Annotated in this window: 23 protein-coding genes; 18 read left to right on the forward strand and 5 right to left on the reverse strand. The window is 52.0% G+C overall.

Translation table 11 applies throughout. From position 1 onward, the window contains the following. The first annotated feature begins 57 nt into the window (after positions 1 to 57). On the forward strand, positions 58 to 609 hold the full coding sequence (locus tag B051_RS0109170; protein WP_018477901.1) for an SRPBCC family protein: 552 nt from the start codon (positions 58 to 60) through the stop codon (positions 607 to 609). Positions 610 to 723: 114 nt separating this feature from the next. Here the strand turns inward: B051_RS0109170 and B051_RS0109175 are convergent, their stop codons facing one another. After that, positions 724 to 2,148, reverse strand: coding sequence for a PhoH family protein (locus tag B051_RS0109175; RefSeq protein ID WP_018477902.1), 1,425 nt, complete (start codon positions 2,146 to 2,148; stop codon positions 724 to 726). 304 nt (positions 2,149 to 2,452) lie between these two features. Between B051_RS0109175 and B051_RS0109180 the strand changes: the two genes are divergently transcribed. Then, a complete protein-coding gene (locus B051_RS0109180) occupies positions 2,453 to 2,917 on the forward strand; it encodes a toxin-antitoxin system YwqK family antitoxin (RefSeq protein WP_157578714.1) in 465 nt (154 codons plus the stop codon). Between the two features lie 89 nt (positions 2,918 to 3,006). On the opposite strand, the gene B051_RS0109185 is transcribed toward B051_RS0109180, so the two are convergent. Beyond that, positions 3,007 to 3,627 carry an AlbA family DNA-binding domain-containing protein gene (locus B051_RS0109185; RefSeq protein WP_018477904.1) on the reverse strand — a complete coding sequence of 207 codons (621 nt, stop codon included), beginning with the start codon at positions 3,625 to 3,627 and terminating at the stop codon, positions 3,007 to 3,009. A gap of 179 nt (positions 3,628 to 3,806) precedes the next feature. Continuing rightward, on the reverse strand, positions 3,807 to 4,184 hold the full coding sequence (locus tag B051_RS0109190; protein WP_018477905.1) for a DUF3127 domain-containing protein: 378 nt from the start codon (positions 4,182 to 4,184) through the stop codon (positions 3,807 to 3,809). A 170-nt stretch (positions 4,185 to 4,354) separates the two neighbouring features. Between B051_RS0109190 and B051_RS0109195 the strand changes: the two genes are divergently transcribed. Further along, positions 4,355 to 5,278, forward strand: coding sequence for an isoaspartyl peptidase/L-asparaginase family protein (locus tag B051_RS0109195; RefSeq protein WP_018477906.1), 924 nt, complete (start codon positions 4,355 to 4,357; stop codon positions 5,276 to 5,278). Positions 5,279 to 5,300: 22 nt separating this feature from the next. Here the strand turns inward: B051_RS0109195 and B051_RS0109200 are convergent, their stop codons facing one another. After that, complete coding sequence (locus B051_RS0109200) at positions 5,301 to 6,194, reverse strand: cyanophycinase (protein ID WP_018477907.1); 894 nt, start codon at positions 6,192 to 6,194, stop codon at positions 5,301 to 5,303. 345 nt (positions 6,195 to 6,539) lie between these two features. Between B051_RS0109200 and B051_RS0109205 the strand changes: the two genes are divergently transcribed. Then, on the forward strand, positions 6,540 to 7,043 hold the full coding sequence (locus B051_RS0109205) for a YciE/YciF ferroxidase family protein (protein WP_018477908.1): 504 nt from the start codon (positions 6,540 to 6,542) through the stop codon (positions 7,041 to 7,043). A 150-nt stretch (positions 7,044 to 7,193) separates the two neighbouring features. Here B051_RS0109205 and B051_RS0109210 read toward each other — a convergent pair whose 3' ends face one another. Beyond that, positions 7,194 to 8,996: a M1 family metallopeptidase gene (locus tag B051_RS0109210; RefSeq protein ID WP_018477909.1), complete on the reverse strand. Its 1,803-nt coding sequence runs from the start codon at positions 8,994 to 8,996 to the stop codon at positions 7,194 to 7,196. Positions 8,997 to 9,429: 433 nt separating this feature from the next. On the opposite strand from B051_RS0109210, the gene B051_RS0109215 reads away from it, so the two are divergent. From B051_RS0109215 to B051_RS0109280, 14 genes are all read left to right on the forward strand, one after another. Then, positions 9,430 to 11,175, forward strand: coding sequence for a L,D-transpeptidase family protein (locus B051_RS0109215; protein ID WP_018477910.1), 1,746 nt, complete (start codon positions 9,430 to 9,432; stop codon positions 11,173 to 11,175). Between the two features lie 32 nt (positions 11,176 to 11,207). Next, a complete protein-coding gene (locus B051_RS0109220; RefSeq protein WP_018477911.1) occupies positions 11,208 to 11,741 on the forward strand; it encodes a plastocyanin/azurin family copper-binding protein in 534 nt (177 codons plus the stop codon). A gap of 157 nt (positions 11,742 to 11,898) precedes the next feature. Then, complete coding sequence (locus B051_RS0109225; protein ID WP_018477912.1) at positions 11,899 to 12,603, forward strand: Crp/Fnr family transcriptional regulator; 705 nt, start codon at positions 11,899 to 11,901, stop codon at positions 12,601 to 12,603. A 354-nt stretch (positions 12,604 to 12,957) separates the two neighbouring features. Further along, a complete protein-coding gene (locus B051_RS0109230; RefSeq protein ID WP_018477913.1) occupies positions 12,958 to 15,366 on the forward strand; it encodes a heavy metal translocating P-type ATPase in 2,409 nt (802 codons plus the stop codon). A 65-nt stretch (positions 15,367 to 15,431) separates the two neighbouring features. After that, entirely contained in the window at positions 15,432 to 15,617 is a 186-nt protein-coding gene (gene ccoS / locus B051_RS0109235; RefSeq protein WP_018477914.1) for a cbb3-type cytochrome oxidase assembly protein CcoS, read from the forward strand. A gap of 145 nt (positions 15,618 to 15,762) precedes the next feature. Continuing rightward, positions 15,763 to 17,958 carry a cytochrome-c oxidase, cbb3-type subunit I gene (ccoN, locus tag B051_RS0109240; RefSeq protein WP_026236293.1) on the forward strand — a complete coding sequence of 732 codons (2,196 nt, stop codon included), beginning with the start codon at positions 15,763 to 15,765 and terminating at the stop codon, positions 17,956 to 17,958. A 107-nt stretch (positions 17,959 to 18,065) separates the two neighbouring features. After that, on the forward strand, positions 18,066 to 18,263 hold the full coding sequence (locus B051_RS0109245) for a hypothetical protein (protein ID WP_018477916.1): 198 nt from the start codon (positions 18,066 to 18,068) through the stop codon (positions 18,261 to 18,263). Next, positions 18,260 to 19,462: a c-type cytochrome gene (locus B051_RS0109250; RefSeq protein WP_018477917.1), complete on the forward strand. Its 1,203-nt coding sequence runs from the start codon at positions 18,260 to 18,262 to the stop codon at positions 19,460 to 19,462. Before B051_RS0109245 ends, B051_RS0109250 begins: the two co-directional genes overlap by 4 nt. A 269-nt stretch (positions 19,463 to 19,731) precedes the next feature. Continuing rightward, complete coding sequence (gene ccoG / locus B051_RS0109255) at positions 19,732 to 21,138, forward strand: cytochrome c oxidase accessory protein CcoG (protein WP_018477918.1); 1,407 nt, start codon at positions 19,732 to 19,734, stop codon at positions 21,136 to 21,138. A gap of 45 nt (positions 21,139 to 21,183) precedes the next feature. Beyond that, complete coding sequence (locus B051_RS0109260) at positions 21,184 to 21,651, forward strand: FixH family protein (protein ID WP_018477919.1); 468 nt, start codon at positions 21,184 to 21,186, stop codon at positions 21,649 to 21,651. A gap of 4 nt (positions 21,652 to 21,655) precedes the next feature. Further along, positions 21,656 to 22,372, forward strand: coding sequence for a sulfite exporter TauE/SafE family protein (locus B051_RS0109265; protein ID WP_026236294.1), 717 nt, complete (start codon positions 21,656 to 21,658; stop codon positions 22,370 to 22,372). Between the two features lie 142 nt (positions 22,373 to 22,514). After that, a complete protein-coding gene (locus B051_RS0109270; RefSeq protein WP_018477921.1) occupies positions 22,515 to 23,432 on the forward strand; it encodes a universal stress protein in 918 nt (305 codons plus the stop codon). A gap of 65 nt (positions 23,433 to 23,497) precedes the next feature. Then, entirely contained in the window at positions 23,498 to 23,869 is a 372-nt protein-coding gene (locus B051_RS0109275) for a cyclic nucleotide-binding domain-containing protein (protein WP_083919439.1), read from the forward strand. Positions 23,870 to 23,994: 125 nt separating this feature from the next. After that, positions 23,995 to 25,350, forward strand: a complete 1,356-nt coding sequence (locus B051_RS0109280; RefSeq protein WP_018477923.1) for a DUF2254 domain-containing protein — start codon at positions 23,995 to 23,997, stop codon at positions 25,348 to 25,350. Positions 25,351 to 25,435: the final 85 nt, after the last annotated feature.

The raw sequence follows: 25,435 nt of genomic DNA on the forward strand, positions 1-25,435 counted from the left end.
TGGAGTACTTTTACCACTCCATTGTGCAAAGCCTAATCTAACTCTACCGCTTATTTTATGAAGGCGCTCATCATCCTGATCGTGTCACTGCTGGTGACAGTGGCCGCGGTTTATTCTGGTTCTTTCCTGTTGCCTGTTTCCTCGGAGGTGACCAAGTCGGTGGTCGTGCAGGCCCCGGCCGAGAAGGTGTTCCCCTACCTCAACAACCCTACCCAATGGGAAAAATGGAATGCCTGGAACAAAACCTACGACCCCACCATGATTCGCCTGTATGGCGGTCCGATGACTGGCAAAGGCGCTTACCAGCAGTGGAACGGAGACAAACTGGGAATGGTACAGATGCACTTCACGGAAAGCACGCCTCCCTCACAGCTCTACTACAAACAGCAGGTGAAAGGCGAGCCCTATGAAACGATAGGCGTATTCAGCCTGCAGCCGATGGCTGACAGTACACGCGTGGTATGGCAGCAGAAGACCAGCCTGGAGGACAACCCAATGGCGAAGTACAAAGGGTTTTTCAGAAAACTGCAGACAGAAAACGAAACTGAACAGAGCTTAAGCTCCTTAAAAAGCCTCTTTGAGGCACAAAGCTCCACTAAAGCCCTGTGAGCCTGCTTTAAGTGACACTGCTAATTCTAACAAAAAGGTTAATTCTCTACTAACTTAAAAAAGCCGCAGCTATACCTTAGCTGCTGCTTTTTCTTTGCTGCCATCTGCTGTGCATCACAGAAGTTCGTTTGCCAGGTTCGCCAGTTCAGACCGCTCGCCCCTCAGCAGCGTGATGTGGGCGTAGAGCGGATGGTTGCGGGCCCGGTCAATCAGGTAGGAGAGGCCGTTGCTTTGCGAGTCGAGGTAGGGTGTGTCAATCTGGTAAATGTCACCGGTAAAGACGATTTTTGTGTTTTCGCCCGCCCGTGAGATGATGGTCTTCACCTCATGGGGCGTCAGGTTCTGGGCCTCATCCACGATGAAGAAGATGTTGGAAAGGCTGCGCCCTCGGATGTAGGCAAGCGGCGTAATCACGAGTTTCTCCAGGTCTAACAGTTCGCGTATCTTCTGGTACTCCTTGCTTGTCTCGGCATACTGGTTCTGGATGTATTTCAGGTTGTCCCAAAGCGGCTCCATGTAGGGATTCAGCTTCGATTTGATGTCACCGGGCAGGTAGCCGATGTCTTTGTTGCTGAGCGGCACAATGGGGCGGGCCAGGTATATCTGCTTGTACTCGCGGCGCTGCTCTAAGGCACTGGCCAGTGCCAGCAGCGTTTTGCCCGTGCCGGCTACGCCCTGTATACTCACCAGCTTGATGCGCGGGTTGAGCAGCGCGTGCATGGCAAAAGTCTGCTCCGCGTTACGCGGCTTCACCCCAAAGGCCGACTGCTTGTCCACCCGCTCAAACTGGTTCTCAACCGGATTGAAGTAGGAGAGGACGGAGTTCTTGAAGCTTTTAAGCACATAATAATGGTTATCAGGCGGCGTCTCTTTGATTACATTGTCGCTGTCGCTGCGGCCTTGCTCATAGAGGTCGTTGATGATGTTGGCGGGCACTTCCTCCAACGTGTCGCTGCCGGTATAGAGGCCGGCCACATCCTGTATCTTGCCCGTCTCATAGTCTTCTGCCGTCAGGTTGAGGGCGCGCGCCTTGAGGCGCAGGTTGATGTCCTTCGTGACCAGTACCACATTGCTTTTGGGGAACTCCTGCTGCATCTGCAGCGCTGAGTTGAGGATGTGGTGGTCGTTCTTCTCCCCGAATATCTTTGTGGCGTCTACGTTGGAGTTGTTGTGCATGAGCACCTTGAACTTGCCTTTGGTCTTGCCGTTGAGCGGAATCCACTCCTGCAGCATGTGTTCCGAGGAAAGTTTGTCTATGAAGCGGATGAATTCTCGCGCCTCGAAGTTCTTAATGTCGTTGCCTTTCTTGAAGTTGTCGAGCTCCTCGAGCACCGTGATAGGTATAGCCACATCGTGTTCCTGGAAGTTCTGGATGGCGCTGTGGTCATACAGGATGACGGATGTGTCGAGGACGAATATCTTTTTGGCTTTGGAATCGGCTGCCTTGGCTTTGCCGTTGGCAGGTAGTGGAACAGTAGTGGCTGTTGACGTTACAACTTCTGCATCGTTAGCCTTTTGGCTCTTGGTGTTTCTCGGCATAAGGGATGGGCTAAAGGGTGAAATGGATAGCAACTGTCTTCTGCCTCTGTGGACGATTGGGAACAGAGGCTGTCCCTCCAATCATACCCTTTTTACGCAAACCATATCACTTCGTCTATCTTCAAAACACTATGTTATATCCTGTGTTTGGAACGACGACTGCATTGAATAATCTATTTTCACTATATGCTACTGAATGTGAAAACATTACGTATTTAAATAGAGTATAACTAAACTATTAGTTTAAAAAAAATATTTTTTAATTTTGGTGCGGTTGTAGTTGTTTGTTTTAAATGTTAGCTGTATGGATAGGCGAATCTGCATCTGTTTCTTTCTCCTGTTATTGCCCCTGCTGACACTGGCAGAGCCGCGACCTAAAAAGCTGTGGCCTTTTGGGAGGAACCGCTTCGATAAAGAAGGTCAATACCATGGCCGATGGAAAATATATACGGCAGACAACGCCACGCTGCTGCGAAACGGCAGGTATAGGCACGGGCGGGAAACAGGCGTTTGGCGCTACTACCACCCGAATGGCCAGCTCCGGAAAATAGAGTATCACAAGCGGAAGTCGCCTTTTTTCCTGACCAAGGTATACCACGACAACCGCCAAGTGGAGCGGCAAGGCATGGCCCGGGTGGTGGAGACGGAGCGGGACATCCATTATTTCTGGACTGGTACCTGGCAGGTGTACGACCGGCAGGGACAGTTCAGCCACGCAGAATACTATGAGAAAGGAAGGGAGATACGGCTGGAATTGGCTACAAAGTAGGTATAGCCTGTAGGATTCTAATAACCTAGTAAAGCTTTCCTTTGATGGCTGTTCGGCAATAAACCGAGGAACCCATACCTGCTCGGCATTTAACTCAAGGTATAGTATTCTTCCTTTTCCTTGTCGTGCAGGCGCAGGTAGCCGTGCAGCACCAGCTTGACCAGTATGCGGTAGGCTCGTCTTTCTGACAGGTTTGCCAGCTTCATGTACTGACGCAGCGTAACACGACGGTTCAGGGCCAGGTAGTCGAGGGCCGCTTGCTCGTGGCGGTCCAGCGGAATGTGCTCAAATGCCGGCTCCTCTGCCTGCAGCACCTTATCCACCATTTTGCTCGTCTGCACGCTGGTGTCTTTCACCCGCACATAGCCGCGCCAGTCATCTTCCTTCACCTTCGCGAAATGCGGCTTGTGCCTGCTCTCCGGAATGATGACTTTCAAAATGGTCAGCCCATCCAGTTCCACTTCCTCATATAATAACGCCAGTGGCGGGTCACAGTAGAAACTGGCGGCAAGCTGCAGGGTATGCTTTTCCTCTTCGGGGTCTACTCCGCATACCCGGCCGTTGTCCTTCACCCCGATGAGGATGGTACCGCCACGTGTGTTGGCGAAGGAAACCAACGTACGGGCTATTTTGTCGGGCTGCGTCACCCGCTGCTTGAAATCAACCTGGTCGTTTTCTCCCTGAAGTATCAGGCGCTGAATATCATCCATAGTAAGTGCTTCTTGACAGGTATAGGCGAATGAGCCTGCTATACCTGCCACTGTTCAGTTGCAGCATGTGTGCTTCCCGGTGCAGCAGTCGGAACGGATACAGGGCTATACCTGAAGACCGGGAAGGACATAAAAAAAGCGAGCCGGTGGGGCTCGCTTTTAGTGTACGTATTATCAGATTAGAAAGGCAAATCATTGTCGGCATCGCTGCTGTAGAAGGAAGGAGCCGAGGACTCCTGAGCCGAGGAACCAGCAGGTGCACTGAATCCACCACCGGAAGCCGCACCTTCTATGCGCCAAGCCTGCAGGTTGGTGAAATACATGGTTTGTCCGTTTTTCGTGAAAGGCTTGCCTGTCAGGTTGAAGGTAACTTTCACCTCGTCACCCGGCTTGTACTGGTCTACCAGGTTGCACTTGTCCTGCGTGAGCTGAAACTTGCAGTACTGTGTGAATGAGCCATCCGGAATCTCGAGTACGAACTCACGCTTTCTGAATTTCTCGCTTACTTGCTGCTCCTCAAATACCTCGTACAGCTTTCCTTGAATATCAAACGACATAAAATAAACTTTAGAATTAATAGATTGATCTACGTACAAATATACAAAATCTTTGCCTTTTGAGCCCGGATTACTGCCTTTCGGGATAATATTTTTAGCTGTTTCAAGAGCTTACAGAACAGGCGTGCCAAATCAGGCGTAGGAGGCTAACGACCAACAACAGCAAGACCATGTCCAACATTGCCCTCGCCATACACGGAGGAGCGGGCACCATCACGCCTGCCTCCATGACGCCCGAACTCGAAAAAGCCTACAAAGCCGCTCTCTCCCATGCGCTGGACGCCGGTTACCAGGTGCTGGAGGCTGGGGGCTCTGCGCTGGATGCTGTGGAACTGGCCGTGGTGCGCCTGGAAGACTCTCCTTTGTTCAACGCCGGCAAGGGGTCTGTCTTCACCAAGGATGGGAAGCACGAGATGGATGCAGCCATTATGTGCGGGAAAACCATGCAGGCCGGCGCGGTGGCAGGCGTGCGCAGCATTCGGAATCCAATCCAACTGACGCGCGCCATTCTGGAGCATTCGGACCATGTGTTCATGAGCGGCTACGGCGCAGAGGAGTTCGCCCGGAAATACGACATCTCCTTTGAGCCGGAGGAATACTTCTATGACGCACACCGCTACAAGCAATGGCGCGAGGTGCGTGACACCGACGTCTTCATACTCGACCATACCCACGACCGGAAATTCGGAACAGTGGGAGCCGTGGCCCTGGACGCAGAAGGCAACCTGGGTGCCGCTACCTCCACGGGCGGCATGACCAACAAGAACTACAATCGGATAGGGGATACGCCCATCATCGGGGCTGGCACTTACGCCAACAATGCCACCTGCGCTATTTCCTGCACCGGACACGGCGAATTTTTCATTCGAGCCGTTGTGGCCTACGACATTTCGTGCCTGATGGAGTACAAAGGCTATACCTTGCAGGAGGCCTGTGAACAGGTGGTGCTGGACAAACTGGTGAAGTTCGGGGGAGAGGGAGGCCTTATAGCCGTGGACAAGGTGGGGAACATCGCGCTGCCCTTTAACTCCGAAGGGATGTACAGAGGCTGCAGAGCATCAGGCAAAGAGGCCCTGGTGGCCATCTATAAATAGTGGGGCAGGAGCGAAAGCAGAATTACGACTGCATCTCCTGCTTTTCCATTCGCTCCAGCGTCTCCAGGCTTTTGTGGAACTCACGCGTCTCCATATTAAAGACATTGCCTTTGGCTAATACGTGCATCATCATACCGGCTATGGAAACGGGTTTTCCAGGCTCTACCTCATCTATATTGGTATAGTTCACGTGGTGCCCATCTGCCACTACTACCAGGTTTGAGCCAATTGTCTCAATGATGTGGCCTTCCGTAATTAGCACGCCCGTGTCTTCGCCCAAACCTATGCCTACCGTTTTTGGGTGGGTGACCACCGCCTCCATCAGCCTGCCAAAACGCCCGCGGATAACGAAATGAGAGTCAATGATAACGCCTTCAATCAATCCGAAGCCTTGCCCGATTTTAACAGAGCCGCGCAGAAGCGATTCTGTGGAACTGCCTCCTTTAATCATGATTTGTGACATGGCCATGGCGCCCGCGCTGGTGCCGGCAATAACGAATTCCTCGTTCCAGTAGCGCTGCTTGAGGATGTCCAGTATTTCGGTGCCACCGAAGATGCGAGTCAAACGCGATTGGTCGCCGCCACTGAACATGACTCCGTCCGCATTGCGGATTCGTTCTATGTACTCGGGTTTGAAGGCGTCTTCCTCTTCGCGGATGTGCATCAGGTTCATGGTGCTACAACCCAGAATACCAAATGCGCTCTCGTAGCGCTCACCTACCTCCTCAGGTATAAGTGAAGCCGTCGTGATGACTTCTATGGAAGGCTGCTTTGCGGGTATCTCAGTCAGGAAGCGCTTGAGTATGCCCAGTTCAAAAAAATCCAGGTAGTACTTCTTTTTAGACTTGGGGTTGGGGTACGACCCCTTGTCTTCGTTCCCTCCAATTGCAAAAAGCTTTCCTTTTGGTCTATCCACGTGCGTTTAGGGTTATAAGGGTTATAGATAATGTATGAGCAAAAAATGTGCAGGTTTCTGCCTGAGCAGCAGCTACCCAATAAGAGTACCCTGTTTTCTGAAAATCGTTACGGCTTCCTTCCACAATTAAAGCTCTAGGAGCCTGCAACAGCTGCCAAACTACTGGTTTTCTGCTAGGATACCAACCTTATTATATATTTAAAATCATATACATAACCTTTTCAAATGTATAAATATAGATTTTATCTAATAAAAGTTATATTTTCTAACCTAAGCAAAAAGCTGCCGTATAGTAAACCCACAAGCAATTGTAAATTTTTTAACGACGCTAAACCTTTCCAAGCTATGAAATTAAACAACTTAAATGACCTATTCATCCATGAGCTAAAGGACCTGTATAACGCAGAGAACCAAATCATGAAAGCTCTTCCTCTAATGGCCAAAGAGGCTTCCTCAACTGATTTGAAGAATGCCTTTGAGATGCACCTGCGTGAGACCGAGAAGCAGATTGAGCGCCTGGACATGGTCTTTGAGAAACTGGGACAGAAAGCCACTGGCGAGAAGTGTAAGGCAATGGAAGGAATCATAAAGGAGGCGCAGGATATCATGTCTGAAAACGCTGACCCTGATGTGATGGATGCCGCCTTGATTGCCAGCGCACAGCGTGTAGAGCATTATGAGATTGCCGGCTATGGCACGGTTTGCACCTTTGCCAAGCAGCTCGGCCATACCGAAGTGCTTAACCTACTGCACCAGACTCTTGAAGAAGAAAAGTCAACTGACATGAAATTGACCAGTATTGCCGAAAGCAAAATCAATATCAAGGCCGAGAACAAAGGCGGCCGCTAATCCTTAAAGCATAACGGAAAAAACTCCGTCCTTCCCCACGCTAACCCAGCTGGTCAGAAGCAGACGGAGTTTTTCGTTTTCAGGCACCAACAGAAAGCCCCAGTTTTTGAACTGGGGCTTTCTTATTTCCAGGTATAGCAATCGTCCTTGCTACTTCAGCATGGCATCGAGGGTACTTGTGGACACGGCGTGATAGTTGGGCTTAGCTTTTGCGTAGATGGCCAATGCCTTCTTCTTGCCCTCCGGCGTCGCAGCCAAAGCCTTGTAGATGGGAACCAGGAACTTGCGGCGGCCTACGTTGGTCAGGAATGTTTCCAGCGCTTGGTCGGCGGTGGTGTAGTTGTTGCGGATGGTATGGATGAACCAGGCCGCCAACACCTCAGAGTTGCCGGAGTTGGTGAAACCGAACGCTTTATCCAATTCTGCCAACTGCTGCTCGCTCATCTGCTCAGGCAGCATCCGGATGAAGTGCAGCCATTCATGGCTTGACCACTCCTTGGTGTTTAACTGCGCGGCAGGCTTGCCACTCTTCCAGGAGGTATACGCCTGCTCCACCTGCGCGAAACGGCTGGAGGTAGGTTTCTGGAAGCCTACCGGCAGACCAGGAGAGTATACCCAGCCTTCGATGTTTATTTGCTCAGCCAGTTTCTCATCTCCCTTTATCAGCTCTGAGCGGAGGAAGTCCAGGAACAGGTCGGTATTGGTGCTCTGGAAGGCGAAGGTCTGGAAATACTTGTTGACGAACTGGTCGAAGCACTCACGCCCCACGGCTCGCTCAATGTTCTGCAAAAAGAAATTGCCCTTTTCATAGGCAATGTCGGTCAGGCCTTCATCAGGGTCACGGCCTTCCAGGTCCAGCTTCAGCCTGGTGTCCTCACTGTCTGGACCCAATTCTTCCAGCGTGTTCTGCAAATCCTGAAAACCCAGCACGTTGAGCATGTCAGCATACTCCTTGCCATACAGTTCTTCCATGATGCGGCGCTCAAAGTATACCGTGAAGCCTTCGTTCAGCCAGAAATCGTCCCATGTGCCATTGGTCACCAGGTTGCCGCTCCAACTGTGGGCCAGTTCATGCGCTATCAGGCTGGTGAGCGAACGGTCTTTGGCCAGGACCGTGGGTGTCACAAACGTGAGGCGCGGGTTCTCCATACCTCCAAAAGGGAAGGAAGGCGGGAGCACCAGCAGGTCGTAGCGGTCCCATCGGTACTTGCCGTACAGTTTCTCGGCTGCCACCAGCATCTTGTCCATCTCAGCGAACTCGTACACCGCCGCATCAATGGTGGCTGGTTCGGCGTAGATGCCCGTCTGCTGCCCGATAGGCTTGAACACTAAATCTCCAACCGACAGCGCCATCAAATAGGAAGGTATCGCCTGACGCATTTCAAAGGTATACTCGCCGGTGCTGTTCTTCTGCATCGGGTTTTCAGCACTCATCACGGCCAGCAGTTCCTTAGGCACCTTCACTTTAGCGCTGTAGGTGATGCGTATACCTGGGCTGTCCTGAATCGGAATCCAGGTACGGGCCAGGATGGCCTGCGACTGCGTGAACAGGAACGGGTGCTTTTTGCCAGCCGTCTGTTGCGGGCTCAGCCACTGCAACGCGTCGGCGTTCGCTGTTGTGTTATACTGTATCGTCACCAGGCGTGTGTCTGGTTTTATATCCACTTCCAGCGGCCTTCCCAGGAATTTGGCTTCGTCACCTAGACGGAAGGTGGTGGGTGTCTGTTCTTCGCCCAGGTATACCTGTTCAATGTTGAGACCTCGGGTGTCGAATACGATGCGGTTGCCCTTTGCCAGGTTCTCAATCTGGTAGGTGGCTTTGCCGCTTATTGTCTTCTTGTCGAAGTTGACGGCAATGTCCAGGTCCAGGTGTCGGGCTACCGCCTCTGCCGGTTTGGCGAAGCTGTGCACGTCGGCAGGGGCCTGCGCCATGTCTTGCTGCTGGGTTGTCATAGTTTCTTCGTGGCTCTTTGTTTGGGTGGAACAGGCCGCCAATTGCAGGCAGCTCGCCAGACCTAAACCGAGTAGACATTTACGGTATGGAGTCATAGTCGTTTGTATATGCAAACGGAAAGATACATCATTTGCCTCAAATGTTAAAAACAAGGTATAGCGGACTGCAGTAGATGGGATGTTATGTGGAAAATCAGGTATAGCCAATCAGCTATACCTGGTACTGTGCCATAATTCAAGTCACTAGATGAGAAGCACTGCCTTGGCTGGCAGAACATTTTAACGCCTATTGAAGTACATAAACCAAAAGCATAGACAGAAAGCGATATGCTGCGGCAAATAGTACAATTTAAAGCATGTTCCTGCCATTGCAGGCCACTCTCCTGAATTAGTTTGCACTGCCTGCAGCATCATTCACCAAAAACCAGCACCCATGAACCCAAATAAATTACTGCAACTGAAACAATTCACCCTAGGCCTTTTGTGCCTGTTCCTGTTCGCCTCCTGTAACCGCAGCGGCGATAACAAAGATGGCGAGGGCTCCGGCGTAAAAGATTTGCTCGGATTGGAGACGCTGTCTCAAAGCGCCACCGACAGCCTCTTCATCAAAAGCTACATTGACAAGCAACCAGCCTTTAAAAAGCATGAAGACCTGATATACCTCTTTTACGGGGAGCGGGACTACAACCTAGCCTGGTTCAAAGACACGGATTTGGTACCGCAGTCAGACAAGTTGCTCTCGACGCTTAACAATGCCGCCAAGGAAGGCCTCGACCCTAAGGAATACAAAGTGGTCGACATAGACAACATGATAGCGCGCTACAAAGAGATGGGCCGCAAAGACTCTGCCCGTCTGGAACTGCAGCAGCAGATTGATGTCGCCTTGACAGGCACTTACTTCAACTATGCCTCCGACTTCTACCGGGGCCGCATCAACCCTAACGAAGTGACGCAGGTAGAGTGGGGCGTGAAGAAGAACAAGATAAAGCTGCACAAGGCCCTTCAGACCATTCTGAAAGAACGGGAGAGCACTTATCCGTATTACGAGTTTGAGGCGCTGCACAAAGGCTACATAGACCTGCGCGATGCCCTGCAGAAGTATAGAGAGATTGAAAAGAAAGGCGGCTGGTCCAAGGTCGAGCTGGGCAAGCGGAAGATGTTGCAGAAAGGCGACACAGCCGCCGCAGTGCTGCAGGTGCGCAAGCGTTTGAACCCCGATTTACAGCTCAACCCGAATGACTCCACCATGCGCCGTTTTGATGAGAAACTGGAGGCAGAGGTGAAGAAATTTCAACTGCTGCACGGCCTGAGCCAGGACGGCAAGGTGGGGGGTAACACCCTCAAAATGATGAACGTGCCGATTGAGAGCCGCATCGATCAAATCATGATGAACATGGAGCGCTGGCGCTGGATTCCTAAACGACTGGTGCCCAAGAGCCAGGACCAGCGATACATCTGGGTGAACATACCGGAATATAAACTATACATCTACGAAGACCCGGACAACGACCCCGAAGCCGAGCGGGCCTATAAGAAAGTGATGGAAATGAACGTGATTGTGGGCAAGACGCTGAACTCCACACCCATCTTCAGCGATAAGATGGAGTATGTGGTACTGGCGCCTTATTGGAACCTGCCAAACAGCATTGTTGAGAAGGAAGTGGCCCCTGCCATGTTGCGTGATTCCGGTTGGCTGGAAAGACAGAACATGGAAATCGTGACCAAGGAGAAAGACCCGAAACCAATTGACCCTTTCTCCATTGACTGGGCTTCTGTCACGGAGAAGAACTTCCCTTACATGGTGCGCCAGCGTCCTGGGCCTAAGAACTCACTGGGCAGCATGAAGTTCCTTTTCCCCAATGAGCACGCCGTATACCTGCACGATACCCCATCAGGCCAGCTCTTCAGCCAGACGCAACGCGGCTTTAGCCACGGTTGTGTGCGACTGGAAAAACCTATGGAACTAGCCAAGTACGTACTGCAGGACATGCCGGAGTGGGATGAGAACAGGATTCGGGAGACCATAAACGGAGGGGAGGAAATATGGATAACGCTCCCTAAAAAGCTGCAGGTATACCTGGTATACTTCACCAGCTGGGTCGACGAGGCCGGGAATGTGCACTTCCGAGAGGACATTTACGGGCACGACAAGAAGCTTGAGCAGGAGTTCTTTAGCTAATTCCGCAGAAGCTAACCTATCAGTATAAACACATGAACTTCCGTACTATAGTTTATAGTCTATTAACTGGCCTCTTTCTTTTTGCCTGCAATGGCGGTAGCTCCGAAGATGTGACGGAGAAACCGGAAACCATTGTGGAGGAGCCCCTGAAGCAGGAAGAAACAGAGCAGGACACCACTTTGCAGCCCGTGCAGGAACTCTCCATACGAGCTGTTGGAACCGAGGAAGAGAGCATGGCATTCGACCAGGACACGCTGGAGGTGAAGGCCAATGCGCTCGTCAAGCTGGAACTCATCAACGAAGGCAGTGACCCTAAAATGATTTATAACATCGTGTTCACCCAGCCGGGGCAGTACAAACGAGCGGCGCAGGAGGGGAGCAAAGCGGGCGCCACTGCCAATTACCTGCCCGACAGCTCCATCATCATAGCGGCCTCGCCGCTGGCGCTTCCGGGCCAGACCGTCAAACTGGAGTTTGTGGCGCCGGAGAGCACGGGCACATACGACTTTGTCTCCACTTACCCCGGAGATTATGAGCGGATGCGAGGCACACTGATTGTAAAATAACAGTATGTTCACAAGGCCCTCCACAGAGGGCCTTGTTTTTTCCCAGGCTAGCGCAAATCTACCCCAGTGCGGCAAACGAACGATTCCGAAAAAAAGCCTGTTATATTGCGTACTTCCTATCGGCTGAATGTATATTTTTACGGAATACTGATTGCATATGAAATTCACCACTCCTGATTGCAAGAACTGCACCAGCAGAGCCTCTTCCTTGCTAGGCTGCTGTCGCGGTGCCGAGTTGGAGCAACTCTCTGCCACCAAGTCTTGCTATGCCTATAAAAAGGGGCAGCTGATTTTTCATGAGGGAGGGAAGCCGAGCGGACTCTACTGCATCAACTCCGGCAAAATAAAAATTTCTAAGATGGGCAGCGACGGCAAAGAGCAAATCGTGCGTTTGGCCAAGCCGGGCGACGTGATTGGCTACCGCGCCCTTATGGCTGACTCCAACTATTCGGCCTCGGCCGTGAGTCTGGAAGATGCAGTGGTCTGCTTTATTCCACGCTCACAATTTCTGGAGCTCATCAGCCATAACGTGGATTTTGCCAGTGGCTTGATGAAGTTGCTCTCCAATGCGTTGGGTGAAGCCGAGGAGCGTATGGTGCAGATGGCCTACAAACCAGTGCGCGAGCGCCTGGCCGAGGCCCTGTTGCTTCTCCAGAAGACTTACCAACAACGCGAAGGCGAGGATAACTTCACCATCTCCATTTCCCGCGAAGACCTGGCCTCCATAGTGGGCACCGCCAAAGAGACCACCATCCGCCTACTATCTGACTTTAAAGACGAACAGGTCATCACCACCAAAGGCAGTTCCATCACCATCCTGGACCAGGAGAAGCTGTATAAGATAGGTCACCTCTACGACTAGGCAGAGACGCTACAACAGGTATATATAAAAAGGCAGGTGTAAGACACCTGCCTTTTCTGATAGAGCACAGCTTGGCTCCAATCACCTTATACTAAAACACTAAACTTTAATCACAAAACAACTTATATCTGCCTCGCCTGCCGCACTATGGCTATACCCTGCGGAAGCGTTTCTTTCATTCGATATGCTCGGGCTAATAGTACCACAGGCTTTTCTTGCCCTTGTTTCTGTTACAAATATCCTGGTCTTCCTGAACCTATGCACTGAGTAGAATCACTTTAGAAAGTGATAAGCGTCATCTTTTAGGCTATACCCGCCAATTACCTTTGTATCAGACTAAAAAGGATAATTGAGATGGAAGCCGCACTCCAAACCAATATTCAGAACTGCTACCATTGCGGGGATTCCTGCAAGGACGAACCCATCCTGGCGCACGACAAGGCGTTTTGCTGCGATGGGTGCAAAGCCGTTTATGAACTTCTCGAAGAAAACAACCTCTGCACCTATTATAACCTGGAGGAAAACCCAGGCCTCACGGGCAAGAAGCCGGTGTCAGAGGCCCGCTTTGCCTACCTCGATGACCCAGGTGTAGAGGCACAGCTGATAAATTTCCGCAGCGACAAAATCTGCAAGCTTACCTTTTACATCCCGCAGATGCACTGCAGCTCCTGCATCTGGCTGCTCGAGAACCTCTTCAAGCTGAACCCAGGTATAGCCGAGACGACCGTGAACTTCCTGCGCAAGGAAGTGGCCATCACGTATTTCCATGAAAGGACGAGCCTTCGGGAGGTGGTACAGTTGCTCGCCCGCATCGGGTATGAACCCGCTATCACACTAGCAGACACGGATGGAAAGAAAACGAGCAAGCAGAGCCGCACCATCATCTACAAACTGGGTCTGGCCGGCTTCGCTTTCGGCAACGTCATGTTGCTTGCCTTTCCGGATTACCTCTCCTTCACAGAAGAACTGCAGCACAGCTATGGCTCCTTCTTCGGGTACCTGAGCATCCTTTTATCCATACCTGTGTTCTTCTACAGCGCACGTGGTTTCTTCACTTCAGCTTGGCAAGGCATCAGACAACGGATGGTCAACATCGATTTGCCTATCTCTACGGGTCTGCTGGCGCTCTTCTTTGTAAGTATATTCGATATTGTGACAGGGCGTGGCCCAGGCTATCTGGATTCCTTCACGGGTTTGGTGTTCTTCATGCTCATCGGCAAGTATTTTCAGCAAAAGACTTACGACACGCTTGCCTTCGACCGCGACTATACCTCGTACTTCCCGGTATCCATTACGGTGATAAAAGAGAATAGGGAAGAAGCCTCCACAGCTGTACGAAACCTTAAAGTAGGCGACCGTATCCGTATTCGTAACCAAGAACTTATACCTGCAGATGCCATCCTATTGCAAGGCCGCGCCATGATTGACTACAGCTTCGTGTCCGGTGAATCGGAGCCGGTGGAGAAGGTGATGGGCGAGGTGATTTATGCCGGTGGCCGACAGGAAGGCGAGAGCATTGAGCTGGAAGTGGTAAAAGAGGTATCGCAGGGCTACCTGACGCAACTCTGGAACGATACTGTGTTCTCCAAAGATGAATCGCAGAGCCTCCATACCTATTCTAATATCGCTGGCAAGTGGTTCATCATCGTGACGCTGCTGGTGGCCGCTGGCGCGCTTTGGTACTGGGTGCCGCGCGATATGGATATGGCCATGAAAGCCTTTACCTCTGTACTCATTATTGCCTGTCCTTGCGCCCTGTCATTGGCCACACCTTTCGTTCATGGCCATACCATGCGGGTGTTTGGAAGGAATAAGTTCTACATCAAAAACGCAGCAGTCGTAGAGACGCTGGCCAAAATTGACACCGTGGTGTTTGACAAGACCGGTACGCTCACCGAACCTAGCGAGGCTGAGGTAACCTACACAGGGAAAACACTTTCCAGCGCACAACAGCAAGCGATACTGTCAGTGCTGCGCCACTCTACTCACCCACTTAGCCAGCGCATCAGCCACGCTTTGACAGGAGACACTGCTCAGGTGCAGCACTTCCAGGAATATGCAGGCAAGGGACTGGCAGGTGAGGTGAACGGCATGCTTGTCCGCATCGGATCTGCCGCCTACTTGGGTGTGCCCGCCGACAAGCAGCAGGATACTCTCAAGACGACGGTATATGTATCTGTGGACGGTACGTTGCTGGGATACTATACCTTCTTCAACGTGTACCGCGAAGGGCTGCGTCAGGTACTGCAGGGACTCGGCGATAAAAAGATAGCCGTCCTGTCTGGTGACAATAACCACGAGGAGGCACGTTTGCAAGAGTTGCTGGGCCAGGAGGCGGAACTGAATTTCAACCAGTCGCCGCTGCAGAAACTAGAGTACATCCAGCGCCTCAAGCAGGGGGGGCAACACCAGGTATTGATGGTGGGCGATGGCCTGAATGACGCAGGAGCCCTGAAGCAAAGCGATGCAGGTATAGCCTTGAGCAACAGCGTGACTAACTTCTCACCGTCCTGTGATGCCATCCTGGATGCTGGCGCCTTTGACAAACTAAGCACGTTCCTCAACTTCTCCAAAAAGTCGATGAATCTCATCCTGCTGACATTCGCTGTGTCCTTAATCTATAACGTGGTGGGGTTAACTATTGCTGTGCAAGGTCTTTTTACGCCCATTGTATCTGCTATCCTGATGCCCATTAGCACGCTCAGCGTGATGGCATTTGCCACACTTTCCGTTAGGTATGCTGCCAAAAAAGCAGGCTTATAATAATCAGTAGGTATGGTGCTTTATATTTATCCCTCACGCTCAAACCCTCTAACTCCTAAACTCTCATGCATATCATATTCATTTTAATAGCAATAAGCGTCGTGGTGGCGGCGGGTTTCCTGGCGGCATTTCTGTGGGCGGTGCGCTCCGGCCAGTACGACGACGACTATACGCCAGCCGTGCGCATGCTGTTCGAAAACGAGTACAAGCCAGCCGGCAAATCCGAAAAGCTGGAACAGAAGACTTCCTAGCCTGCCATTACTGATGACAATCACTTCCGAAAGTGACCTAGGTCATCTTTTGGGCGGACGCTTATTTAGAATTTTGTAACACTAAATCACACAGAAATCATCAACACATTACTCAACACAATCAAACGAATGGAGGACACCGCACATGTCAACTAAGGTAGAAAGAGTCTTGGAACATGACCCACAACAGGTTTCCCCGCCGAAGGGGAATCATCCTGGGGTTACGGAAACGTTTTTTTACGACAACACCATAGTCCGCAACTTTGGTATAGCCACCATCTTCTGGGGTCTGGCCGGTATGATTATCGGTACGCTGATTGCCTTCCAGCTGGCTAACCCGGAGGTGAATATGGGCAACCAGTACACCACCTTTGGCCGCATCAGACCATTGCACACCAACGCGGTGATTTTCGCATTCGTGGGCAACGCTATCTTCATGGGCGTGTACTATTCGCTGCAGCGTCTCTGCAAGACGCGCATGTACAGCGACAAACTCAGCAAACTCAATTTCTGGGGCTGGCAAACAGTAATCCTGGCTGCATTAATCACCTTGCCGCTAGGCATCACCACTTCCAAGGAGTACGCTGAACTGGAGTGGCCAATTGACATCCTGATTACACTGGTATGGGTGGTATTCGGCTGGAACATGTTCGGTACCATTGCCAAGCGCCGCGAGAAGCACATGTACGTAGCCATCTGGTTCTACATCGCTACTTTCCTGACTGTGGCTGTGCTACACATCGTGAACTCTTACGAGATGCCGGTTACATTCTGGAAAAGTTACTCTGGCTACGCTGGCGTGCAAGATGCACTGGTACAGTGGTGGTATGGCCACAACGCGGTAGCATTCTTCTTAACTACTCCTTTCCTGGGCCTGATGTATTACTTCCTGCCGAAGGCTGCTAACCGTCCGGTATACTCGTACCGCCTGTCCATCATCCACTTCTGGTCCCTGATATTTATCTACATCTGGGCTGGACCGCACCACTTGCTCTATACCTCTCTGCCTGACTGGGCTCAGTCGCTGGGTGTGGTGTTCTCCGTGATGCTGATTGCGCCTAGCTGGGGCGGTATGATTAACGGTTTGCTGACGCTGCGTGGTGCCTGGGACAAGGTGCGCGAAGAGCCGGTACTCAAGTTCATGGTGGTGGCCATCACCGCTTACGGTATGGCGACCTTCGAAGGTCCGATGCTTTCCTTGAAAAACGTGAACGCCATCGCCCACTTCACCGACTGGATAGTGGCACACGTGCACGTAGGTGCCTTGGGCTGGAACGGCTTCCTGACATTCGCGATGCTGTACTGGTTGTTCCCTCGACTGTATAACACCAAGCTACACTCCAAGAAGCTGGCGAACGCACACTTCTGGCTGGGTACGCTGGGCATCCTGTTCTACGCCATACCTATGTACTGGGCTGGTTTCACACAAGGTTTGATGTGGAAACAATTCACTGCAGAAGGAACGCTTCAGTACTCTAACTTCTTGGAGACTGTGCTGCAAATCGTGCCGATGTACTACCTGCGTGGTATCGGTGGCGTGCTATACCTGAGTGGTGTATTCCTGATGGTGTACAATCTGTACAAAACAGCCAAGTCTGGTGCCCTGGTAGCAGATGAGGCAGCAATAGCTCCTCCGGTTGTGAAAGAAGAAAGCCACAACGCCGGTCACTGGCACAGCTGGATTGAGAAGCGCCCAATGCAAATGGCCGTATGGGCAACCGTTGCAATCCTGATTGGTGGCCTGGTAGAATTCATACCTGCCTTCGTCATCAAATCAAACGTGCCGACTATCGCCAGTGTGAAGCCTTATACTTCACTGGAATTGCAAGGGCGAGACCTGTACATCAAAGAGGGTTGCGTGAATTGCCACACCCAGATGGTGCGTCCGTTCCGCTCAGAGACAGAGCGCTACGGAGAGTACTCCAAAGCAGGCGAGTTTGTGTACGACCACAACTTCCTGTGGGGCTCCAAGCGTACCGGTCCGGATTTGCACCGTGTAGGCGGCAAGTACCCGCACAGCTGGCACTACCACCACATGCTCGACCCGACTTCCATGTCACCAGGATCTATCATGCCGGCTTACCCATGGCTGTTTGAGCAAGACGTGGACATGAGCACCACAGAAGACAAGCTGAGAGTGCTTAAGAAGCTGGGTGTTCCTTATGAGGAGGAATACATCGCCAATGCGAACGAGGAACTCATGAAGCAGGCCAACCAGATTACCGCTGACCTGGCCAAAGAAGGACTGGAGGTACGCCCTGAGACTGAGATTGTGGCTCTGATTGCCTACCTGCAACGCCTGGGAACCGACATTAAGGTGAAAGCTGAAGTAGAGGAATAATTTAGGACAAAGGACGATTTGACGAAAGACAAAAGGCGAGCTTTCAAAAGTATCAGAACAGCAAGGCCTTTTGTCCTGAGTCACAAAGTCAAAAAACGCAAAAGACAATGTATAAGAACGTTTTGCAAGCCATAGACGGCATCGAAATATACCCGCTTATCTCTTTCACGATATTCTTCGTGTTCTTCCTGGGCCTGCTGGTATACGTGGCGCTAATGGACAAGAAATATGTGAGTACCATGAGCAGCTTCGCCTGCTCTGTGGATGATGAAACCGAACCAAAGCTAGGAGGCACTAGACAATGAACGCTGCATTAAAAACCATCCGCAACAGTGGTCTGGCCCTGGTGGCTGGCCTGCTTCTCATGAGCGCACCGGCCTTAGCGCAGGATGCGGTCGAGGGCAAGAAGATATTCGAAGGCAACTGCGCCGCCTGCCACAGCCTGGATGCCGATGTAGTAGGGCCTGCCCTGAAGAACGTGCACGAGCGTCGCGGAGACGAATGGCTGCTGAAATTCATCAAGAACTCACAGGCGCTCGTTGAATCAGGTGACAAGGATGCCGTGGCGGTATACGAGAAGTTCAACAAGATGCCGATGCCGGCCTTTGGGAGCTCGTTGTCTGACGGTGAAATCTCCAGCGTGATTGCCTACATCAAAGAGGCGAGCGCACAACCCGCAGCGGCTGCCGTAGCAGAGGCTCCGGCCACTACAACTGACGCCGCGGCGGCTCCGGCCGCACCTGCCGAAGTGGCCTTCCTGGACCTTCCGCCCGTGATGCTGATTACATTTGCCCTGGCAGGCCTGGTGGCGCTGCTAGTTGTCCTGACGCTAGTGATGCTGTTCCGCCTGCTGGTGCCTATGATGGGTGATTCCATCTATGACGAAGACTTCCGCGCCTCATTTGCCGGCCGTATGCTGTTCCTGCTCAAAGGTGACACCACCGTGATGACGGGCAAGGCAAAGGACGTCATCCACTCGAACCACGACTTCGACGGTATACAGGAGTACGATAACGACCTGCCACCTTGGTGGAAGTACATGTTCTATGTGTCCATCGTATTTGCGGTAGGCTATATGTTGCACTACCACGTGTTCCGCACTGGGGCCCTGCAGGAGGAGGAGTATGAGATGGAAATGCAGGAAGCCGCTCTGATTGCCGCCCAGAACGTGGAAGACCCGAACGCTGTAACCAACTTTGAGGTTTTGACGGAGGCTGCCGCGCTGGAGTCTGGCAAGGCTATCTATCTGCAAAACTGCGCTGCCTGTCACGGCCAGGCCGGTGAGGGTACCGTAGGACCTAACCTGACAGACGAGTACTGGCTGCACGGTGGGGATGTGAACGAAATCTTCAAGACGGTGAAGTTTGGCGTACCGAGCAAAGGCATGGTGCCTTGGCAAGGCAAGCTGACCAAAGACCAGATGCTGGAAGTAAGTAGCTACATCCTGTCCCTGCAAGGCTCCAACCCAGCTAATGGCAAAGAGGCGCAAGGCGAGAAGGAGTAAGCGCTAATCCATGATAGTGAATCTGAGGGTTATAGGCATCTGTAGAGGGTGCTTATAACCCTCAGGTCTTTTACAGTAGGTATAGCCGAAAGCTAGATTGAGAGTTGATGCCCATTACTGATGACAATCACTTCCGAAAGTGACCTAGGTCATCTTTTACGAAGGGGCATTTTCGGAATTTTGTCACGGTGGAGATGACCGCTTTACGGATTTCCGCTTTCAATTTTTCATTTAAAGGCAGGATTAATATCCGCACAAATTAAACTGCCATGGCAAGTAAAGTACAGACGTCCCCGGACGAATTCCGCGACCACATCTCGACGGTAGATGAGCATGGCAAGCGGGTTTGGGTATACCCCAAAAAGCCGAAAGGCAAACTCTACGACTACAGGAAGTGGGTCAGCTATGGCCTGCTGACATTGCTGTTCGTAGGCCCTTTCATCAAAATCAACGGATTGCCGCTGCTCATGCTCAACGTGGTGGAGCGCAAGTTCGTCATCTTCGGCGTGCTCTTCTGGCCGCAGGACTTCTTCATCCTGGTGCTGGCCTTCCTGGCGCTCGTCGTGTTCATCATCCTGTTCACGGTGGTATACGGCCGCCTGTTCTGCGGCTGGGTTTGCCCGCAGACCATCTTTCTGGAGATGGTGTTCAGGCGAATAGAATACCTGATAGAGGGCGACTACACGAAGCAGCGGGCCCTAGACAAGATGCCTTGGAATACCGAAAAGATTCTCAAAAAAGGGAGCAAAACGGTCGTATTCCTGCTTATCTCTTTTATTATCGCCAATACCTTTCTCGCCTACATCATCGGTATTGATGCGCTGAAGCAAATCGTCACGGACAATCCTATGAACCATTTGGGTGGCCTCAGTGCTATCGTTGTCTTCACAGGTGTGTTTTACTGGGTGTTTGCTTATTTCCGGGAGCAAGTATGTACCATCGTTTGTCCGTATGGTCGTCTGCAGGGCGTGATGCTCGATAAGAAGAGCCTGACCGTGGCCTACGACTATGGACGTGGCGAGCCTCGCGGAAAGTTCAGAAAAGGGCAGGAGCGGACGGAAGGCGACTGCATCGACTGCCACCAGTGCGTGCAGGTATGCCCGACAGGTATAGACATCCGCAACGGAGCGCAGCAGCTGGAATGCATCAACTGTACCGCCTGCATCGATGCCTGCAACGACATCATGCGCCTGATTGACAAGCCGGAAGGCCTCATCCGTTATGACTCAGAAGAGGCGATTGCTGAAGGGAAAAGCTGGAAGCTGTTCACGCCACGCGTCATGGGGTATAGCGCTGTGCTGGCACTGTTGCTGTTGGCACTCTCTGCGCTGCTCATAATCCGTGACAATGCCGAGGCCACCATTCTGCGTACGCCGGGCCAGTTGTATCAAAAAACAGAGCAGGGCACGGTGAAGAACCTGTATAACATCTCCGTCATCAACAAGACCAATACCGAAATGCCGCTCACGCTGAAGCTGCTCTCCTCAGACGGGACCATCAAAGTGGTCGGAAATGAATTGGTGCTGCCAGCCCAAGGTATAGCCGAAGGCGTGTTTTTCGCTGAGATTCCGAAGGAACAGCTGACAGGTATGAACTCCGAGATTGAAATCGGGGTCTTCCACAACGATGAGCTGATTACGACACAGGAAACCAAGTTCCTGGCACCGGCAAAATAAGTGTAACTGGCTGTATAACAACGGCAACTACTAAAGACGACCACAATGACAACTGATAAAAACAAGAAATTCACATACTGGCCTTATGCCATCGTCATAGCCATGGTACTGTTTATGGGCTACATCGCCATGTTTGTCTACAGAGCCATGAACCAGGAAGTAGGCCTGGTGAGCAAGGACTATTACCAACAGGAAATCGCTTACCAGGACCAGATTGACCGTGTGAAGCGTACGCAGGCGCTGGGTGACGTGATGATAAACTACAATGCTGAGGCTGAGACCATCCTGCTTCAGCTGCCCGCTACCTACCGAGACATGAGCCTGAGCGGCACCATCACGCTGTTCCGCCCGTCAGACGACAAGCTGGACAAGCAGTTCCCGCTGCAGTTGGGCCGCGACCAGAGCCAGCTCATAGAGGCCTCCGGCCTGGAGAAGGGCGTCTGGAAGTTGCGCGTGAACTACAGCTCAGGCGAAGAGACATTTTATTCAGAGAAAACCATCCAGATAAGATAAAGCCATGATTTGGGCAGGACTTCTTTTCGGATTATTAGGCAGTTTCCATTGTGTCGGGATGTGCGGCCCTATAGCAATGGCTCTACCATTTGTCGGGAGTACCGGCTGGCGTTATTACGCTGGCCGGCTCCTGTACAATGGTGGGAGAATCGTGACCTATGCCGCACTTGGTGCCCTGGCGGGTGCCTTTGGACAGTCGCTGCAGCTGGCTGGTCTGCAACAGACCGTTTCCATTGTGTCAGGTATACTCATCCTACTCTTGCTAGTGTTGCCGGCGGCCTCTAAAGGCAAGGCAGCGCAGGTGCTGGGCACAGATAAAATCATGGTATGGGTGCGCCAGAAATTGGGCTACTACTTCCAGAAAAACTCTTTGGGCTCCCTCTTCACGGTAGGTATGCTGAACGGCCTGCTGCCCTGCGGGTTTGTTTACATTGCGTTGGCGGGCGCCATCAGCGCGCCAGGTATAGGCGGTGCCATGCTCTACATGACCTTGTTCGGGCTAGGCACCTTCCCACTCATGTTTTTGGTGTCCCTGTCTGGCAAGCTCATCAGCCTGAAGGTGCGGGCTACGTTCAACAAGGCTGTGCCATACGTAGGCATGTGCCTGGCGGTGCTCTTCATTGTGCGCGGCCTGGGACTGGGCATACCTTACCTCAGCCCCAAAGTGGTGCATACCGAGCAGCACACCACGGAGATGAGCTGCTGCTCCAAGCCGAAATAGGCAGCCACCTCGGCCAGCCATACCTGGACATGGCCTTTCCTTTTCTAGCGATAACTAACATAAGTCATTTTTGCAGCTGACTTGGCTCACTGACTTTTCATTGCCGGACCTATACCTTTATACCTGATAAAAGACGAAAGAAATGAGCAAGCCATCACAAACAAAGCGGATACTGGTTCCAGTTGAACTCAACCAGACGGGGGAAGACTTGCTGTATTATGCCGGGCAACTCGCCATGGCCATGGGAGCGGAGCTATACCTGTTCCATGCCTGCAAGACACTCGACCTGACCTTCACCCAGCAGAGCAACTGCATCCAGAAGCTACGCGCGTTCGCTGAGCGCGTTTTCAGCAGAGAGTTCAACTCAGCCAAAGCGGCAGCGCCTTTTGACTGCGTCGTCCGGCCTGGCAACATCCGAGATAGCATCCAAAGCGTGGTGCAGGAGTACCAGATAGACCTGGTGCTGATGGAGGCTGGGGTTACACCGCCACACGCTATACCTGCCGAAGCCGCGAATCACGCCTCGGCCATCATGGAACTGGTGTCTTGCCCGGTGATGGTGCTTCCAGCCTCTGTGCGCTTCAAGAAGCTGAAGCACCTGGTATTCGCCACCGACTTCACAGACCAGCAGCAAACCGTACTGTTCCAAATCGCCGATTTCGCGCAGCAACTGAAAGCCCGTCTCACGCTGGTGCAGGTATACGGTCCCGATGAACGCTCTCAGTTGTGCAGCTACAAAGCGGCCATGCTGGAGGTGGAGAAACAGTTGTTGGGCCGGAAGGTGACGTGCAGGCTACTCGAGGAAGAAGATGTGCTGGAAGGCATCGGTGAATTTGCTGAACTGGCATCAGCTGACATGCTCGTGCTGGCCACCCAGGACAGTTTCCTGATGGAGCGCCTCTTCAGCAGCAACTACACCAAAACAATGGCCTACCATACCCGCATTCCGCTGCTCACTTTCCGCCAGCTGAAGAAGAAGCCCTGCTCCGGCTGCTGTGCCAACTGCACCAGCAAGCAGCGGGAACAAGAAGTGCAGCAACTCAACGTGCTGATGGGATAACCAGATTTTCACTGTTGTAGGCTTTTAGACAAGTTATTCATAGGCTTCTGTAAAGTAGAGGAGGTATGGTAGTCAGGGAATTGATAGAGAGCGGGATGCTGAAAGGAAAGCCGGAGAGGCTCCAGCCCGGAAGCTGTCTCTTCAAGGCAGGGGAGCAGCTGGAGTGCTTTTACTTCGTGATGTCAGGGAGTGTGAGTCTGACCCCAGCGGTGGATGCTCCATTGCCAGCCATCGCCTCTGAAAACAACCTCCTGGGCCTGCCTGACCTCATGAACGAACGCTATAGCCACACGGCCAAAGTACTGGAAGTCACGGATTGCGTACGGCTCCAAAAGGAGGACCTGCTGGAGGCACTGCAGTGCATGCCCCACCTGCGCCTATACCTGCTCAGACAGATGAGCCGGCAGACCACCTTGGCAAATGCCGCCTTTGAATAGAATAAGCCGATAAACCGAGTAAAGAAAAGCCACTGTCTCCAGCAGTGGCTTTTTTTTGATTTACAACCTGCGGGGCACCGGTACAGTAAACCAAACAATACCTGAAAAGACAGCGCCCGCACACTATGACCAACCTCCTAAGCCGGTTCAGACATGCCTTCCAGTTCATCGTCACCAGCATTGGGTTTTATCCGACTCTTATTTCGCTGTTGTTCTTTGCCTTAGCCGTGTTCACCATATACCTCGAAACACAGGGGCTCAGCAACAGCCTGAAAGAAGAAATGCCCTTCATCATTATTACCCACGGCGAAACAGCCACCATGATTCTCAGCTCCATTGCTACTGGTGTGTTTTCCCTCATCGTCTTCAGTTTCACCATGGTGATGCTGGTGCTCAACCAGGCTAGTTCCAATTTCTCACCCCGGGTCATACCTGGCCTCATCTCCTCTAAATCTAACCAGAAAGTGCTGGGTATTTTTATGGGTACGCTCATCTATACCTTGGTGGTGATGGTTAACATACGGTCTGAGTATTATGATGCGGACCTGCCTGGGCTGGCGGTGTTTCTGGCGATGTGTTTTACCTTTCTATGTCTCGCATCCTTCGTTTACTTTATCCACTCCATCTCTACCGCCATACAGATTGACAATATCCTGGAGAGCATCTACAAAGTGACGTTGGACAAACTGCGGCAAGAAATCGAGCAGGATGAGGGGGTTGTGCCTCCCGGTGCGTCTGAGGTCAAGGACTGGCACCCGCTCAAGAGCATTTCTTCTGGTTACCTGCAGGAGATAGACCGAGAGCCTATCATTAAACTGTGCCAAAAACACGATGTGGTGCTGGAGTTTCTGCAGCCACTCGGCCAGTTCGTTGTCAAGGGCATACCGTTTGCCCGCATCAGCAGAAAACTGGAGAGGGAAGCGGACTTCTGCCAAGCGCTCAACAGCCACATCAACTACTATCAGGAAGAACTCACCAGCCTCAACTACCTCTATGGGTTCAAGCAGATTACGGAAAGTGCCGTCAAGGCTCTGAGCCCGGGCATCAACGACCCAGGTACGGCAATCCGGGCCATTGACTACCTGACAGACTTACTGGTTGTGCGAATGCAACTGACGGAGGAGAAGGTATTCCATGACGAGGAGCAGGTATTGCGCCTCCGACTGGATGAAGTGAAGTTTGCGGACCTGCTGTCGCTGTGTCTCGGTCCGGTACGGACTTACGGAAAGTCTGACCCTATCATTTTGCAGCGTCTGCTTCACCTGCTCCAAAACGTACTATTTTTGGCACCCGATTTCAGAAAATACATCCCTGCTCTTCACAAAGAGGCGCTGTTGGTGATACAGGATGCCGCTTGCTCCATCCACAACCCCGGTGATATAGAACTGCTGAACAACAAACTCCGTGAGATGAATGCCTTGGAAGCGCTGCACCCGAAGCTGCCGCTCCTGAAGGTGCCACCTCTTGCCTTAATGTCATAAGAATAAGTATACAGGTATAGCACTGCCCCGCCAGGCTTTCAAACCTGTAAAGAGAAATGGCCTCCACATTGTTTTCACACCCCTT

It is taken from the genome of Pontibacter roseus DSM 17521 (assembly GCF_000373265.1).
Classification (GTDB): Bacteria; Bacteroidota; Bacteroidia; order Cytophagales; family Hymenobacteraceae; genus Pontibacter; species Pontibacter roseus.